The 16,577-nt window shown below is 55.8% G+C and carries 16 protein-coding genes and 1 tRNA gene; 11 read left to right on the forward strand and 6 right to left on the reverse strand.

Translation table 11 applies throughout. From position 1 onward, the window contains the following. The 7 genes from M0P56_RS01655 (at position 1) to M0P56_RS01685 (ending at position 7,252) form a co-directional block, all read left to right on the forward strand. Positions 1-570, forward strand: coding sequence for a chemotaxis protein CheD (locus M0P56_RS01655; protein WP_291508313.1), 570 nt, complete (start codon positions 1-3; stop codon positions 568-570). A 30-nt stretch (positions 571-600) separates the two neighbouring features. Next, positions 601-1,668 (forward strand): chemotaxis response regulator protein-glutamate methylesterase, encoded by a 1,068-nt coding sequence (locus M0P56_RS01660; protein WP_291508314.1) that lies wholly within the window; start codon positions 601-603, stop codon positions 1,666-1,668. Further along, the gene (locus tag M0P56_RS01665) at positions 1,665-4,487 is read left to right on the forward strand and encodes an EAL domain-containing protein (protein WP_291508315.1); all 2,823 of its coding nucleotides are present in this window, start codon (positions 1,665-1,667) and stop codon (positions 4,485-4,487) included. The genes M0P56_RS01660 and M0P56_RS01665 overlap by 4 nt, the downstream gene beginning before the upstream one ends. A 100-nt stretch (positions 4,488-4,587) precedes the next feature. After that, complete coding sequence (locus M0P56_RS01670; RefSeq protein ID WP_291508316.1) at positions 4,588-5,379, forward strand: PilZ domain-containing protein; 792 nt, start codon at positions 4,588-4,590, stop codon at positions 5,377-5,379. 19 nt (positions 5,380-5,398) lie between these two features. Next, complete coding sequence (locus M0P56_RS01675; protein WP_291508317.1) at positions 5,399-5,782, forward strand: DUF2802 domain-containing protein; 384 nt, start codon at positions 5,399-5,401, stop codon at positions 5,780-5,782. Continuing rightward, positions 5,779-6,963 carry a flagellar hook-length control protein FliK gene (locus tag M0P56_RS01680; protein ID WP_291508318.1) on the forward strand — a complete coding sequence of 395 codons (1,185 nt, stop codon included), beginning with the start codon at positions 5,779-5,781 and terminating at the stop codon, positions 6,961-6,963. Before M0P56_RS01675 ends, M0P56_RS01680 begins: the two co-directional genes overlap by 4 nt. Next, a complete protein-coding gene (locus M0P56_RS01685) occupies positions 6,956-7,252 on the forward strand; it encodes an EscU/YscU/HrcU family type III secretion system export apparatus switch protein (protein WP_291509245.1) in 297 nt (98 codons plus the stop codon). Before M0P56_RS01680 ends, M0P56_RS01685 begins: the two co-directional genes overlap by 8 nt. Positions 7,253-7,466: 214 nt before the next feature. Here the strand turns inward: M0P56_RS01685 and M0P56_RS01690 are convergent. Beyond that, a tRNA-Leu gene (locus tag M0P56_RS01690) sits at positions 7,467-7,553 on the reverse strand. Positions 7,554-7,590: 37 nt separating this feature from the next. On the opposite strand from M0P56_RS01690, the gene rnr reads away from it, so the two are divergent. Beyond that, positions 7,591-9,831 (forward strand): ribonuclease R, encoded by a 2,241-nt coding sequence (gene rnr, locus M0P56_RS01695; protein WP_291508319.1) that lies wholly within the window; start codon positions 7,591-7,593, stop codon positions 9,829-9,831. A gap of 51 nt (positions 9,832-9,882) precedes the next feature. Here the strand turns inward: rnr and ppk2 are convergent, their stop codons facing one another. The 5 genes from ppk2 to M0P56_RS01720 all read right to left on the reverse strand — a co-directional run bounded on the left by ppk2 (position 9,883) and on the right by M0P56_RS01720 (position 14,177). Further along, complete coding sequence (ppk2, locus tag M0P56_RS01700; protein WP_291508320.1) at positions 9,883-10,668, reverse strand: polyphosphate kinase 2; 786 nt, start codon at positions 10,666-10,668, stop codon at positions 9,883-9,885. 300 nt (positions 10,669-10,968) lie between these two features. Next, a complete protein-coding gene (locus tag M0P56_RS01705; RefSeq protein WP_291508321.1) occupies positions 10,969-11,721 on the reverse strand; it encodes a molybdopterin-binding protein in 753 nt (250 codons plus the stop codon). Beyond that, positions 11,718-12,383 carry a phosphoribosylglycinamide formyltransferase gene (gene purN / locus M0P56_RS01710; RefSeq protein WP_291508322.1) on the reverse strand — a complete coding sequence of 222 codons (666 nt, stop codon included), beginning with the start codon at positions 12,381-12,383 and terminating at the stop codon, positions 11,718-11,720. Before purN ends, M0P56_RS01705 begins: the two co-directional genes overlap by 4 nt. Next, positions 12,376-13,413, reverse strand: a complete 1,038-nt coding sequence (gene purM, locus M0P56_RS01715; protein WP_291508323.1) for a phosphoribosylformylglycinamidine cyclo-ligase — start codon at positions 13,411-13,413, stop codon at positions 12,376-12,378. Before purM ends, purN begins: the two co-directional genes overlap by 8 nt. Positions 13,414-13,559: 146 nt before the next feature. After that, positions 13,560-14,177: a Fe-Mn family superoxide dismutase gene (locus tag M0P56_RS01720; RefSeq protein WP_291508324.1), complete on the reverse strand. Its 618-nt coding sequence runs from the start codon at positions 14,175-14,177 to the stop codon at positions 13,560-13,562. Between the two features lie 120 nt (positions 14,178-14,297). Here M0P56_RS01720 and M0P56_RS01725 point away from each other — a divergent pair, with 120 nt between their 5' ends. The 3 genes from M0P56_RS01725 to M0P56_RS01735 are packed head-to-tail and all read left to right on the forward strand — an operon-like array spanning position 14,298 to position 16,482. Next, on the forward strand, positions 14,298-14,882 hold the full coding sequence (locus M0P56_RS01725; RefSeq protein ID WP_291508325.1) for a CDP-alcohol phosphatidyltransferase family protein: 585 nt from the start codon (positions 14,298-14,300) through the stop codon (positions 14,880-14,882). After that, positions 14,879-15,592 carry a DnaA regulatory inactivator Hda gene (gene hda / locus M0P56_RS01730; protein WP_291508326.1) on the forward strand — a complete coding sequence of 238 codons (714 nt, stop codon included), beginning with the start codon at positions 14,879-14,881 and terminating at the stop codon, positions 15,590-15,592. The genes M0P56_RS01725 and hda overlap by 4 nt, the downstream gene beginning before the upstream one ends. Then, the gene (locus tag M0P56_RS01735) at positions 15,592-16,482 is read left to right on the forward strand and encodes a YihY/virulence factor BrkB family protein (protein WP_291508327.1); all 891 of its coding nucleotides are present in this window, start codon (positions 15,592-15,594) and stop codon (positions 16,480-16,482) included. Before hda ends, M0P56_RS01735 begins: the two co-directional genes overlap by 1 nt. The last annotated feature ends 95 nt before the right edge of the window (positions 16,483-16,577 follow it).

The raw sequence follows: 16,577 nt of genomic DNA on the forward strand, positions 1-16,577 counted from the left end.
ATGGGTATCATGGAGATATTTCTGCAACCGGGAGAATGGTATTTCGGAGATCGGGATACGCGTATCAGCACCCTGCTCGGTTCCTGTGTCGCCATTACCCTCTGGCATCCCCGCCTGCAGTTGGGCGGGATGTGCCACTTCATGCTCCCTAGTCGAGGCAGTCCGCGCCCGGCAGCGGCGTCTCTGGACGGTCGGTACGGCGATGAGGCGGTGGCCGCGCTGATGCAGGAGTTGCGCCAGCAACGCACTCATCCCAGTGACTATGTGTGCAAGATATTTGGTGGCGGTAATATGTTTCGCCAGCAGCCCGGCAGAACCATTATGGACGACGACAAGGCGATAGGTACCGTCGCCCACGGCGAGCGCTTTCACCGCCATACGCGAGAAACCTGCGTTGATGTCCCCTGTAAAAATGTGCGGGCAGCAAAGCAATTGATCGGGCAGGCAGGTTTCGGTATTACTGCCTCGCACCTTGGGGGGCAAGGTCACCGCAATCTTTATTTTGAAGTATGGTCGGGTGCGGTGTATTTGAAATTCAGTGGGCGAGGCGCCGCTATCCATGCGGGTTAATAACCAGATAACTATTGAGCTAAGCGTCTTGTGAAAAAAATACAGGTATTCGTTGTCGACGACTCCGCGGTCGTGCGCCAAGTGCTGCAAACGGCCCTGACGCAAGACCCGGATATCGCCGTACTAGCGACTGCCCATGACCCGATTTTTGCTTGGGATCGCATGCAGCGGCAGTGGCCCGATGTGGTCATACTCGACATCGAAATGCCGCGCATGGACGGCGTGACCTTTCTGCGCAAAATCATGGCGGAACATCCCTTACCGGTCATCATCTGTTCCAGTCTGGCGGAATCTGGGGCGCAGATTACCTTGAATGCCCTGTCTGCCGGTGCCGTGCAGGTTATCCAGAAACCCCATTCGGGTCTGCGCGATTTTTTGCAAAAAGATGCACCGGAGATCATTCACGCGGTCAAGGCTGCGGCGCGTGCCAACCTGCGTAATATTCGTCCTGCGCCTGCCGCCAGTTTTGCTTCTACTACTGCTGTTGTTCCCGATGTATTGCTACAGAAAAGCACGGAAAAAGTGATTGCCATCGGCACCAGTACCGGCGGCACACAGGCACTGGAAGTGCTGCTCCGTGCGCTCCCGGTAACGGTTCCGGGGGTGGTGGTGGTCCAGCACATGCCGGAAAAATTTACCGCCGCCTTTGCTGCCCGCCTCAATACGATCAGCGCCCTGGAAGTGCGTGAAGCGTGTGATGGTGACCGGGTTTTACCCGGCTGCGCCCTCATCGCGCCAGGTGGTAAACACATGCGTTTGAGGCGTAATGGTGCCCAGTTTATGGTGCAGGTGTTTGATGGTCCCCTGGTGAAGCACCATCGTCCTTCCGTCGATGTGCTTTTCCGCTCCGTGGCGCAGGTGGCGGGACGGAATGCCTGGGGGGTCATCATGACCGGCATGGGCGATGATGGCGCGCAGGGGCTCGCCGAGATGCACTGCGCGGGCGCGCATACCATTGCCCAGGACGAGGCGAGTTGTGTGGTTTTCGGGATGCCTAAGGAAGCCATTCGCTTAGGTGGGGTGGATGAGATTCTGCCGTTGCAGAGTATTGCAATGCGCCTGCAGCACTCCATACCGGCAGGCGGAGGCAAAGTGTGAGCAGCAAGATGACGATTCCGGATACTCCGCCGGTGGATCTCACTCAGCAAAAGATGGCGGCAATGATTTTGGCCGGGCGCCTGGCCCAAAGGCGCCAACCCCTATATATGTTGGGAATTGCTTTGATTTTTATGATAGTGGCGGGGCTTACCTACTCGAATAGCCAAGGCTGGCAGCATCGGCTCATACAACGGGCGGCGTTCAGTGAACAACAGGCCGGTCAGAAGTTGGCTGACAGTGTGGCCATAAATTTGGCCACGATGTTGCAGATGCACCTCAGAGACCTAAGACTTTTGGCAGGGCTTCCGGAAAAAGAACTGACCACGGACTTGGTGACGCACTTTGACAAGGTGCACACCTGGCTTGCCAAAGTATCGTGTAACGCAGAAAAGCCCAGAGCGCAGAATCCTTCAGATAAACGTCCCTTGAAGCGACGCGATGATGCGGCCTCCGGCATGGTAAGCGCCTACCACGGAAGCATTGGCGTACCGGGCATTTCCGCAGACGGAGTTTTACACATACCCATGAGCGTGACTGCGCACCATCCAGAATCCTTCCATGGGTCTGGTAACGCCATCTGCTCCGCTGATTTATTGTTTGGAAAGCAGCAAGTCATGGTGTCCCCCAAGACGGATCATATCGTGCTACTGCTGGATAACCTCCACCGGGTACTCGCCGTCTGGCGCCAAGGGCACTGGTCACTGCCGGACAGTTCATTCTCAAGAGGGTTACCTGCGCACATAGATATTCCAGTTGCTGGAACCCCCTGGATGATCAGCGCGCGATGGAATCCCGCCTTGGCGAGCGGCTTACAGAGTCAGTTGGAGCGTATTGGCACGTGGACGGTGCTGTTGATGGTCGCGGAAGCGATTCTGGCCATGATCACGCTGATCTGGAGGTATCGACGTTTTATGGATGCCCGTTATCAGCGTATGCATCAGGCATTACAGGCATTAATGTTGGAGAGCCCCGGTGCTCAAGATTTCTACGAGAAGCTGGTACAGATCAGTGTATTGGCGACGGGCGCCTTAGCAGCCTCTGTTGCGGTGCCGGATCATGCCAGTGGACAGTTGCCGGTACATGCTGCCCACGCTCAAGACCCCCGGTTGCAGGAAGTTCTGGGCAGTCTGCCGCTGTCGTTAGACCCCGATGGGTTTCCCTGGGGCCAGATGTCGCCCTGTCTGGCATATCATCGCAAGCAACCGGTGAATCCATGTTCTTCCCAGTTTTCCAGAGTGATGACGCAGGTCATTCAGCAGTGCCCCGAATGGCATCATTATCGCGAGATGATTGCCTGGCCGATTCTGCTGTCTGGTGAAAAAAATCCGTGCGCAATCTTTATGCTGAAAGTCACTCGGATTAACCGTTGGCTTTTTGGAAAAAGCCTGATTGCCCACTGGGAGTCGCTGTTGCATGACGTAGAACGTTACCTCGAACGATTAGAGGCGCGTAGTGAGCAGGAACGGCTGATGCAGACGGATACACTTACCGGTCTGCCTAATCGGGCCCGTTTTTCCGAACAGGCTGAATGCTTGTTGCGTGTGGCGGAGTACGGGCCCGTATCTTGGGGTATCGCTGTATTGGATCTGGATCTCTTTAATGAAATCAACACCTCCTATGGCCCTCATCAGGCCGATAACTGTTTGAGGATGATTGCGCACAATCTCGGGGGGGTATTGACAGAGAAAGATACGCTCCTGGCCCGCATCGGTGGTGATGAATTCGGTATCATGATACCGGTCGCGGATGGCGGGATCATTGCTGACATCAGTTCGCAGCTTTTGCTCGCGGTAACTGCGGCAGCGCGGCAGATACTGGATGCGCCGCTGTCCACTTCTATCGGGTGGTCCTTTTTTCCTCAGGACGGGCAGAATATTCATACCCTCCTGGCCCAGGCCGACGAGGCTATGGCCGAGGCAAAGAAATCCGGCGGAAATGAATACCGGGTTTATAGCGGTGCCGTGGCACAGCGCGCTGTACAGCGGCTTTGGGTGCATCGTTCTTTCCCGGGGGCCATTGAGCGCGGAGACGTCCATTTTTTTCTGCAGCCCAAAGCCGATATGCTTGCCGTCCGACTTACCGGTGTCGAAATGCTTGCCCGTTGGCGCTCTGTGGAAGGGCGTTGGATTTGGCCGGGTAAATTTATGCCGTATGTCGAAGAAAACGCGCATTTGATTCGTTTGTTGGGTATTCGGGTTTTGCAGGAGGCGGTGCGTCTGCGTGAGCGCATGCACGACGAGCACTTGCCCTTGCAAATTTCCATCAATATTGGTGCCAAGCATTTTTTGAATCCCGCTTTTACTGGTGATTTAGAGACACATTGCCCGGATGGTCGGGGGATTACGCTCGAAATTACGGAAACCGCTTCGGTTACGGGCAGGAAATCTGCCCAACCCGTCATGGAATGGTGCCAGAGTCGTGGTTTCGCCCTGTCTATGGACGATTTTGGTACCGGATATTCTTCGTTGCTGTCGGTGGCACGCCTGCGCTTTAATGAACTTAAGCTGGACCAAGGCTTTATTCGTGCTTTCCGCAAGGACTTGGCCAGTTTCGGTGTTGCTGGAGCCAGCCGGTTGCTCAGCCAGATTGCGCAATGCGATCTGGTAGCCGAGGGGGTTGCCACTCCTGATGAACTGCATTTGTGGCTACTGCTTGGCGGGCGCTACATACAGGGGTATCTGCTGGCTCCGCCGCTCCCTGAGAATGCTTTCTTCACTTGGCAAAACTGGTTGCTGCCTGCGATTCTGCGGCCCACCCGCGCCATCGCCTTACAGGATATGGCGGCTTTGTGGCAGCAGTTGCAACAGGAGAATGCCTGACGGGACAGGTCGACCGAGTACTGCTAAGATGACGCAAAACAGGGGGCTGTCGTGACATGCGGGACCAATGAGAGTCCGGCCGGGAGGTAGAGGGGAAACGATGACGGAACAGATTCATGAGGTCCGCCAGTACCTCTTTGCTGATCGCTATCGGGTCAGCTCTTGGCTGCATGCGACCAATGTCTTGGCGAGACTCCATCGGGATCACATTTTTTGTACCTTGTGGCTGGATGATCAACCTGAGAGTTTCAATACGCTACTGCTCGATATGCAGGAGGAGCTTCTCTGGGTGGATGTTCCGCGCAATTTTCCGCAGAACGTGCGCCCGGAATGTCCCGTTACGATTATCGCCAGCGTTGATGGTCTGGTTAGCGGGTTCCGCAGCAGCATAGTTCGGGTGGAAAGGGAGGCCATCGTGATCCGCTACCCGGATGCCCTTTATCAATTGCAGCGTCGTCAGTTATACCGGGTCCCGCCGACCGTGCAGGATCCAGATCAGGTAGAGGCATATCGGCAGGGCGCGCAGATGATTACAGGACGGATGCAGGATATCAGTGCGGGCGGCTTGCGCATGCTTAGCCGTCGTCCAAAAGATTTTCCCTTTCAGCCGGGAGAGCGGATACCGCAACTCATCTTCGGTATTCGTGACAGTGCGCCGCTGCGTATGCCAGCGATCGTACGCTTTGTGGATACTTCTGCGACGGATGGCTCCAGTGTTATTCTGGGGCTCGCGTTTCTGGATCCGGGCGCCGCAGATCAGGAAAAAGTCGCGCAATATGTGCAGGCCCGTGACCGGGAAATCTTAAGTTTGTTGAGCATTGGTTTACGCAGTTCTGCCAAGGCAGAGCCTGTGTCCTGGAAAGGCCGGATCAAGCGCTGGTGGAAAACATGATCACCAAGGATGAATGTTGATGTGGTTTCTTATGCTGGTTCTTGCGCTGATTATTATTGCTGCCCAAGCGATGTTGTGGCGTTTGCAGCGTCTCTTGCTGACGAATCTGCAGGTGTCTCAAGCGCGTGTGCAAGCGCTGGAGGAGACCGTGAGGCGCATTACCGTCGGCCAGACGACAAAAAAGACGGATGCCTCCCACGCTGTGCACGACACCGATGGCGGAGGTCTCAAGATCCTGTCACGACCGACGGAGGAGAGCGAGGAGAAAGAAAACCGTTATCGGCGTGCCCGCGTGTTAGCCGAGTCGGGGCGCGACGCCTGCTATATTGCGAGCGCCTGCCAGATCGGTGAAGAAGAGGCGGAACTTCTGATCCGCCTGAACAACCGGCCGTCGCAAAAATGACGCCTTCCGCCAGCGCCCTGGCGCCTCTGCGTGTTTCTGGCGCGGTACTTATTCCAAATGCGGCTACAGCGCTTGCGAAAACCGTCATACCCGGCACCCTCCTGGAGGGACGGGTACTGCAAAGCGCCAATAACCAGACGCTCATAGCAGTTGCCGGGAAAAGGCTGGCCTTTCAGCTGCCCGGCCAGTGGGCAGCTGGGGACCACTTGCAGTTGCTCTATCTGGGAGGCAGTTCCCGTCCCGCCTTTTTGCTTACGACCTCGGCAGGAACGTCGTTGCCTGATCGTGTGGGTTTGTCGAGTACAGCGCAGTCTCTTCTGGGCTTGCCTCCAGCCGAAAGTGGTAGCGGGCTCCGCAGCTTACAGCCGTTGCTGCCGCAGCCACCCTCAGAAAGTGCCCCGCTCGCGCAGCTGTTGCAGCAGTCTATAACGCAGAGCGGGCTCTTTTATGAAAGCCATCTGGCGGCTTGGGCGCAAGGCCAGTGGTCGCTGCAAAGCCTGCGCGCAGAGCCACAGAATGCGTCCTTATTGCCGGTACCTGAAGGCCTGTTACCGCAGGCGATACCGGTGACTCAACGTCCTCGGTCGCTGCAAAGCCTGCGCGCAGAGCCACAGAATGCGTCCTTATTGCCGGTACCTGAAGGCCTGTTACCGCAGGCGATACCGGTGACTCAACGTCCTCGAGCGGAGGTGCCTGCTCCGGCAGCCAGCCAGATCCAGAAACGTGTTTTACCCGATCGTGTCGCGGGAGCGATGACGTACACGCAGATTGCCGATTTTGGAAAGCCACCCATAGCATCGATGACCGGAGATCTTGCCGGCCTTGTGGCCCGCCAGATTCAGGTGCTGAACCAGCAGCAGATCACCTGGAGCGGCGCGGTTTGGCCGGGTCAGTTCGTGCAATGGATGGCCAGCCGATGCGAGGAGCGTGCAGGAGAGGAGGCCAGATCACCGATGACGACGTCGGAGACAGGACCGCATTGGGATAGCACATTGACACTGCACATGCCCCATTTGGGGAACATTCAGGCGAAGCTGCATTTGCACCGCGACACGCTGAGCCTGGCTATCACTGCGGATCAGGCGGCAGCGTTAAAAAATCATTGGGGGGATTTGAAGGCGGCTTTGCGGGCGCTGGGCCTGCGTGTAACGCAGCACGAGATCCGCGCTTTTGATGGATAACAAACCAGAAAACCCACACAACGCCGTGGCCTTGCGGTATAATGGCAAAGATCCGGTGCCTATTGTCGTGGCGAAGGGGCGAGGATTAGTCGCGGAACAAATTATCGCGATAGCCCATGAAGCAGGGGTTTTCGTGCATGAATCCAAGGAACTGGTGAGTCTGCTGATGCAGGTTGATCTCGACCGGCAGATTCCGCCGCAACTCTATCAGGCCGTCGCGGAAGTTCTGGCATGGGTTTATCGCATAGAACAGGACGGGGCCAAGAGTCCCCAAGATCATCTGATATAGGGACTGTGGCCTGTCTCCGTTGGACAAGTAAAGGATCATCCCGCAAGATACGGCCCATACGCGGGTTCACGCCCATTCGCTTTTTTTGGAGAGTGTTTCGGATTGCAGAGCATGAATAAACAATGTGGCAACAGAGTGTGGCAGAGACTGCGTTCCCGCGTCAGTATAAAAAAAACAGGCAGGAAACCCGTAGATTCCCTGCCTGCTCTGTTTGTGGTACCGGGGACTGGATTCGAACCAGCACAAGCTTTCGCTCACTAGGACCTGAACCTAGCGCGTCTACCAATTCCGCCACCTCGGCGTGAGCGGAATAATCATTTATTAAGGAGCATTTGTCAATGCCGGAAACACAAGAACCCGCATCGTTGAGCGAGCGCGATCCCATGTTCGAGCGGGAAAAAGAAAAATATGAACGACCTATTGTCAGCCGGGAATACATCCTCAGCTATCTGGAGGGTGCTGGCCAGCCGCTGACTCTGGAAGATATTATCGCTGAACTCGAGGTGGCGGAAGATGATCAGGAAGCCTTGCGGCGTCGTCTGCGGGCGATGGAACGGGATGGTCAACTGGTTCGCAACCGTCGCGGCGCATACGGAATCGTGGAGGCGATGGAACTGGTGCGTGGTACGGTCAGCGCGCACCCCGATGGTTTTGGTTTTCTGATCCCCGAGGGAGGCGGAAAGGATCTTTTCCTTTCTCCGCGGGAAATGCGCAAGGTGTTCCATGGTGATACGGTTCTGGGACGGGCGGTAGGGGAGGATCGACGCGGACGTATTGAAGGTGCGGTCGTGCGCATTCTGGAGCGTGCGCTCAAAGAGATTGTGGGCCGTTACTATGCGGATGGTGGTATGCACTACGTGGTTCCCGAAGACCGCCGCATTCCCCAGGAGTTCGCGGTGGTAGAGGGTGGTGAATTGGCGCCGGTACACGGGCAGATTGTCACGCTGCAAATTACTCAATACCCCGATGGGCGCAATATGCCTCAAGGAAGCATCGTCGAGATTCTCGGTGAGCACATGGCCCCAGGTATGGAAGTCGAAATTGCCGTCCGTAACTATGGTTTGCCCCATCAGTGGTCAGGAGAAGTACTTGCCGAGATCACCCATTTCTCGGAGACAGTACCCGAGGCGATGAAGGAAGGTCGCCGCGATCTGAGAGATTTGCCGCTGGTCACCATCGACGGTGCCGACGCCAAGGACTTTGACGACGCCGTCTATGCAGAACAAATCGAAAATGGCTTCCGGTTGATTGTCGCGATCGCTGATGTCGCCACTTATGTGCGCCCGGACTCGGCGCTGGACAAAGAGGCGGTGATCCGCGGCAATTCAGTCTATTTCCCGCGGCGGGTGATTCCCATGTTGCCCGAGATACTGTCCAACGGGCTCTGCTCCCTCAATCCCCATGTGGATCGCCTCTGCATGCTCTGTGAGATGGAGATGGATACGACGGGCGAGGTACAGCGTTTCCGCTTTGACCGGGGCGTCATGCGCTCTCAGCGCCGTTTTACCTACGATGAAGTGGCAGCGATCTTGGCGGGTGACGAGGCCGTAAGGGCGCCGGACGTGGCTATGGTCCCGCACTTGGAGGCCCTGCACTGCCTCTATGAAAGCCTTGCCAAGGCCCGTGAGCGGCGTGGCACTATTGAGTTCGACTCCCAAGAAAGTCGCATTATCTACAACGATCAGTTGCGTATTGAAAAGATTGTGGCCGTCACCCGCAATGTGGCGCATCGGATCATTGAAGAATGTATGCTCGCAGCGAATGTGTGTGCGGCGCAATATTTCCGTATCCACGAGCTGCCCATGCTATACCGGGTGCATCCGGAGCCGTCCAGCGACAAGCTGGAAGATTTGCGTCGCTTTCTCGGGGAGCTCGGTGTGCCGGTGCGTCTGCCTACCCACCCGCGCAGTGCTGATCTGGCCAAAATCATTGAGGACACCCGTGAGCGCAGTGATTCCAGTCTGATCCAGACGGTCATTCTGCGCAGCCTCGCGCAGGCCTATTATACCGTGGATACGGGTATGCATTTTGGGTTAGCCTTCCCGGCTTATACACACTTTACCTCGCCGATCCGCCGTTATCCGGATCTCGTGGTGCATCGTGGTATTCAGGCCTTGCTAGATGCTGCGGGTGCCGAACCGCAGTGGTTTCCGAAGAAGGAACTGCAAGAACTCGGTCAACATTGTTCCATGACCGAGCGGCGGGCCGACGAAGCCAGTCGCGAGGCGGTGAATTGGCTCAAGTGCGAATTTATGATGGATAAAGTAGGAGAGACGTATACCGGCATTATTACCGGCGTCACCGGATTTGGTCTCTTTGTGGCGTTGCGGGAAATTTATGTGGAGGGTCTTATCCATATCAGCACCCTCGGAGAAGACTACTTTCACTTTGATGCACAACACTACCGCATCATTGGTGATCGCAGCAAAGAAACCTTCCAACTAGGGGATGCAATCGAGATTAAGGTCATGAATGTTAATTTAGATGATCGTAAGATCGATTTCGAGCGGGTCATGCCTGCGGGCCAGAGTGGTGGCGCCGCGAAAAGTCGCCGGAGTCGGCGGAGCAGGAAAGACTAGAGAAGTGCCGCTGGCGCCGCTCCCCTGAGGGGCGCCGACGGGGTTCTGTACTTATTCCTTAATCATACCATTTTCCAGATAAAGCGGATCATAGTCGAAGATAATGGTCTGATCGGATAGTATCAGGCTGACATCTTTGTTGGCATAATCCAAACGACTCAATAATCCTTTTATTAATTGGATGCGCGCCACTTTTTTATCGTCTGCGTTGACAATGGTCCACGGCGTAAAGCTGGTGTGGGTACGCGCAAACATGGTGTTTCGCGCGCTACTGTAGTCCTTCCAATGCTTGATTGCCTGCTCATCAATGGGGCTGGTTTTCCATTGTTTGAGTGGGTCATCTTTACGCGCTGCCAGTCGGTTTTTTTGCTCACTTTTGGAAATATCCAGATACACCTTGATGAAATGAATACCCGAGCGAACCAGCATGCCCTCAAAATCCGTGACCTCGGCAAAAAATTCTTCATATTGCGCATCAGTGCAAAAACCCATGACTTTTTCCACGCCGGCACGGTTATACCAGCTCCGGTTAAAAAAGACGATTTCTGCGGCGGCGGGCAAATAAGGAGTATAGCGCTGGAAATACCACTGACTTTCTTCGCGATCCGAGGGCTTACCTAAAGCCACGACCCGCGTTTCGCGGGGACTGAGGTGCTGGATGATACGTTTGATGCTGCCGTCCTTACCTGCGGCATCACGTCCTTCCAGAATGACCAGGATTTTGTCATTCTTGCGGATAATGTGGCGTTGCAGTTTGACTAGCTCGATCTGGAGTTGATGCAACTCTTCTTTATAATGCCGTTTTTCCAGAGCGTTATCTTCTTCGTGCCTGGTCATGATGCCTCCTTTTTACCGACGGATAATGTGGTGCTTAATACGGGCTGCGTGCCGCATACGGGCCAGATCGTAGGTGTTTCAGAACAACGTCGCCATCATCTGACCACAGAACGTCCCGCTTATAGCCAGTCGAAAAGCGGTGGGATAAGCGCCCACTCCAGCGCGGATGGTCAACCAGTCAACGTGTTGAATGGCCACTGCACCCTCCGTATGGGCAAGTCCAGTGTGTCATGGCAGCGTATACTCTCGGCTTGCGATTGCTTGCCGGGCAAACTCGCTGGAAGGCCATTGCTGGCCTGATTACGATTCGAGGAGGCTAATATCCTGAACTTCGAGCCCCATCAGGTTCAGACGGACTTTCAGGTCGCGGATGGCGACCTGAACGGGCGCCTCTTGCCCGGCCACACCCAGTTCGATTTGCGGGCCAGTCGCCGTGAAGCTGGGCAGGCTGGAGAAGCGTATATCTGGATGGGCAGCACAAAAGCTTTCCATGAGAGGGACCAGGTTGCCCTCCCGCGCATTGGGCAAAAGAACCCGTGCCTCTATGTCTGCCACCAAGGGCGGAAAATACTGCTCCAGCACCCAGTCACTCATGGGCTCCGCCATTTGCGGAAATCCCGGGAAGAAGTATCCATTCGCTATGGAAAATCCAGGCACATTATTGACAGGATTAGGAATCAGCCTTGCTCCGGCGGGCAGATCGGCCATTCGTACCCGCACCGGTTCCGCCTCGTCGCCGAATTGTTGGCGAATCAACGCCTCCGCGTCAGAGTGCCGGGACAAGGCAACGCCAGCAGCCGCTGCGGCGCAATCGCGGGTCAGGTCGTCGGGTGTCGCGCCTAAACCACCAAAGGAGAAAAAAGGCACGGATTGCGCCATGGCCCAGTGCAGCTGAGTCAACAGGGTCTCCCGGGTATCGGGTACGATCACGCACCAGGCGACACCATAACCGCGTCGCGCCAATTGCTGGCGGCTGCGGAGAACATGGCGGTCTTCCCGTTTGCCGGAAAGTATCTCGGTGCCGACGATCACCAGGCCAACCTCTTCGCTCATGAGGAACTCTCCAGAGACGGGGCAATGGCCTCGCGCGTGGCCGTCTGTGGTGGCTCTCGCCACAGGGTGCGCCCGGCGACGAGAGCCACTCGGCCAGCCAGCAGCCACGCCAGCGCTTGCGGATAAATACGATGTTCGGTGGCGAGCACGCGCGCGGCAAGAGATTGCTCGTCATCCGCTGGCAGAACTGCCACGGCGGCCTGGATGATTATCGGGCCAGCATCCAACTCCGCTGTCACAAAATGGACGCTGGCACCATGCCAGCACACACCCTGCTCCAGCGCCTGGGCATGGGTATGCAAACCGGGAAAGGCGGGAAGAAGGGAAGGGTGGACGTTCAGCATTCTGCCTTCATAGTGCCGAACGAAAGCGGGAGTGAGCTGACGCATGAACCCTGCCAGCGCCACGACATTCGGGGCGTAGTCGTCAATCTGCTTTTGCAGTGCGGCATCGAAGTCTGCCCTGGTCCCGTAGCCCCGATGATCGACAGTAAGGGCAGGAATGCCTGCCGTCATCGCCAGTTCCAGCGCTCTGGCGCCTGGGCGGTTACTGATGACTGCAACGACTTGCGTGTCCGGTATCTGCCCGCTATGGCAAGCGGCAAGGATGCTTTGCAGGTTGCTTCCCCGGCCAGAAACCAGAATCACCAGCCTTTTAGTCAAGAAAACATACTCCCGCATCGTCCTGACGTGGCACCAACTGCCCGACAACGAAGGCCTGCTCGCCGCGCTCTGTTATAGATTGCACGGCAGCCTGTCTGGACTCCCAGGGAACCACTGCAATCATGCCGATACCCATGTTGAAAACCCGCCGCATTTCCTCCATGGAGACCTGTCCCTGTTCCTGTAACCATTGGAAAATAGCAGGTATTTGCCAGGTTTGGGGATCAATGCGAGCGGCCAGCGTTGCGGGCAGTGAACGGGGCAAGTTTTCTACCAATCCGCCGCCGGTAATGTGAGAAAGGGCGTGTACCGTAACCGCGTTGCGCAGGGCTTGAATGGTATTCACATAAATCCGGGTCGGTTGTAGCAGCAGATCCACCAGCGGTTCACCGTTGATCTGGACATGGGCGTGGGCACCGCTGCGTACGAGAATTTCCCGAATCAGGGAGTAACCATTACTGTGCGGCCCGGACGAGGCAATGCCAATCACCGCGTCTCCCTCCCGGCAGGCCGCACCCGTCAGGATATCGGACTTCTCGACGATACCCACCGCAAAGCCCGCAAGATCATAATGTCCAGCCGTGTACATGCCGGGCATTTCTGCAGTTTCCCCTCCAAGCAAAGCACAGCCAGCCTGCCGGCAACCTTCGGCTACCCCGGTGATAACCGCTTCGGCTATGGCATTATCCAGCTTCCCGCAGGCATAGTAGTCGAGGAACCAGAGAGGCTCAGCGCCGGAGACGAGAATGTCGTTGACACACATAGCGACCAGATCAATGCCGATGCTGTCATGTTGGTTGGCTTCCAGGGCGAGTAACAGCTTGGTGCCCACCCCATCGGTGCCTGACACCAGCACCGGCTCGCGATAACCACCGGGTAGGGCGAACAGTCCGCCGAAACCGCCAATGCCGCCGAGCACGCCGGGGCGGTAAGTACTTTGGGCAAGGGGCTTGATACGGTCCACCAACGCATTGCCAGCATCGATGTTTACTCCGGCACTGCGATAGGTTAAAGGTTTCGGGGTATCCACGGCGACTTCCTCAATGGGGTTTTGGTCATGGTATGAGGGCCTCTGGCGCCTGTCAAAGGGGGTAACCAGCGGTATCGTGTGGTGATCGTCGTCCAATAAAAAAGAGCGGCGGACCGCTCTGTTAAGCGTCAATCCCCGGCAGATGATCAGAACCGCTTGAAAATCTGCCCACTTTTGGCTGACTGGAAGCGTGCTTCTACCACGCCCCAGTGCATGTTTTTGTGAATGGCGGCTAGATAATCCGCACGGCCGAGCGCCTTCCAATCTACCATGTAGGCATGCTCAAAGACATCGACGATGACCAGCGGTACAAAACCGCCCACATTACCGTCTTCATGAAGCTGGACAAAGTGATTGTTTATCTGACCGGTGGTGCCATCGTAGTAGGCGATAGCCCAGCCCACGCTACGGCTCTTTGCGGCAGACATCAGATCCTCATGCCATACTTCGGTGCTGCCAAACTGCTCAGTGACCGCTGCCTTAAAACCAGGTGCCTGATCGATATTGCTGCCGGGCTTCAACTGGGCAAAGTAGTACTCGTGTAAAACCATGCCGTTATACTCAAAACCAAAGCGCCGACGACGGTCTGCATAGGTGAGTGATCCCGTTTTTCCAGCAGCGCGCATTTCCGCAAGCTCTTTGCGCAATGCATTGCTTTGATTGACGTAACCAACATAAAGCCCCCAGTGATCATTAATCTGGGCATCGGAAATGCCATCCAGATTGCTGGGCTTTAATTCTTCGCGCACGCTATATTCGGACATTCGCTATTCTCCTGATTTCAAGTTTAGAACTGAACCAACTTCGGTAGATTGTAGTCAGTGGCAGAGCTGTCTGCAAACGACCTTCCAGTCGTTTGAGTGGTGAGATGTCCTCGATTTTTCTTGACAGTCATCGCACCCTTGCCTAGCTTCACTGCGATGAATCTGCCGAATCGGTTGACCTTGTTACGACTCTTTCTGGTGCCGGTGATCTTCTACGCACTGGCGAAGGGGTTTTTTGCCGTGGCCTTGATCACTTTTTTGGCTGCGGCGATTACCGATGCACTGGATGGTTGGATAGCCCGTTATTATCATCTTCAGACCCGTTTGGGCGCAGTTCTTGATCCGTTAGCGGATAAATTACTGGTTGTGACGACGGTCATCACGCTGACCTGGATGCAGCGTATTCCTTTGTGGATGACTGTTGCCGTTCTCTCCCGGGATCTGCTGATTGTCGGTGGCGGCTTGCTTTACCTGCTGCTGATCGGAAAATTCAGTGTTCGCCCGACGCTGCTATCGAAATGGAACACGGCGCTACAATTCATTGTCATTGTGCTGGTGCTATTACAGGCAGCATGCCATTGGCATGCCCCGTTGATGTCAATTTTTGTCCTGGTGTTCCTGATGGCCGTTGTGTCCGGGGGGCAGTATGTCTGGATATGGAGCCGCAAGGCGATTGCTCAGGAGGGGGCTGCGGACGAATCATGAGGGGAGCGCGACAACTGGTTCTCCCATTGGGGGTAAAGTCACCAGCAACGCTGGGAGGATATTATCCCTATCCGAATGCGGAGGCGCTGCGTGCGGTGCTAAACCTGGTGGCTGAACCGCAGAACATCTGTCTTTATCTTTATGGGCCAGGTGGGGTGGGTAAAAGCCATGTACTGCTGGGGGCCGCCGCCGCGGTTGCCGGGTGGGTACCTTATATAGACTGCAGTGATGTCACCAATCCGTTTAAGGCAATAATGGCTCCAGGGACGTTCTCCAGTCTGATAGAAGCGCCTCTGTTGTGTCTGGACAATGTTGAAAGCTGGGCGGGTCAGCGCGATAAGGAAATTTTTTTCTTTGATCTCTATAATGAACGCATGGGTCGCGGGCAACCGATGCTCCTTGCCAGTCGACGATCACCGCAGCTCACTGACTGGGTGCTCCCGGACTGGGCAAGCCGAGTGAGCGCGGGTTTGCAGTACGCTTTGCGTTTCCCCAGTGATGCGGAGAAAATGGTCATTTTGCAGGAAATGGCGCTGCGCCGTGGTCTACAGATGGGCGTAGACGCCGCTCATTATCTGTTACGGCATTATCCGCGTGATCTTGGTGCACTGGATCAATTGTTGAGTGTGCTGGATGCCCGGAGTTGGGAGCAGCAACGAGAAGTGACCATCCCTTTCATACGTCTTTGTCTGGCTGCGGAGAACTCGTGATGACCATAAAAATACCGCCGCGGCAATGCTTTCGTCAGAAAGACAAGGTGCTAGAACCCAGTCCCAAAGAACATGCGAACTGCTGGCAACGCCTAGTCCACCGAGTATATCTTGCGTGGGATGGCTTTTGGCGTGACGACTGTACCGACCGTGCGGGGCTGCTTGCTTATACCACGCTTTTTGGTTTGGTGCCGCTGGCGGTACTGGTCTTCAGTCTGTGGAATCTGGTGGGGTTCAGCCTGTTCCACCGTGCCCAGGTGGATCATCTGATTTTGCATAGTTTTGTCCCGCGAACAGGGGATGCGATTTTGCGTCAGGTAAACAGCCTCGCAGCGCGCGGAGCGCAATTGGGTTTGTTTGGCGTATCAGGACTGGGTGTTACCGCGATTTTTCTGCTTCATGAGGTAGAGCGACATTTCAACGCCATCTGGGGTGTCACTCCGACTTGTCTGTGGTGTCGCGTTTTACGCTATGTGGCTATGCTTGTATTAGGCCCGCTCAGCTTTGCATTCATCCTACCTCTGCTGGGTCCCCTGCAACCCCTGCAACCCCTGCTGGCCTACTTGGCATATATCCCGGTCTTGCCCCCCGTTTTGAGTCATCTGCTTACCCTTCTGGTGGTCACCGTGATGATGGCCGTGCTCTACAAAATACTGCCCTCGGCGGTTACGCGCTGGCGGGATGTCATCGTTGGCGGGATATCCGCCGCCATCCTGTTTGAAGCTGCCAAGGTTGCGCTGGCTGGTTATCTGCGATTTTCAACCTTCGAAACCATATATGGCGCTTTGGGCGCCCTTCCTATTTTTCTTCTCTGGCTATATATGGCCTGGGCGATTGTTTTGTTCGGTGCGGAGATGGCCGTGGCTGTGATAGTCCGTGATAATCATTAGGGATATTTCTCTCTGCGCATTACTATGCCGAATGGGGAGGAAAAATCACCGACAAACGCTTTACTTGCAGCGCCGCGATCGCTAATATGCCGCGC

Origin of the sequence: Acidithiobacillus sp. (genome assembly GCF_023229925.1) — a bacterium.
In the GTDB taxonomy this organism is placed as follows: Bacteria; Pseudomonadota; Gammaproteobacteria; order Acidithiobacillales; family Acidithiobacillaceae; genus Acidithiobacillus.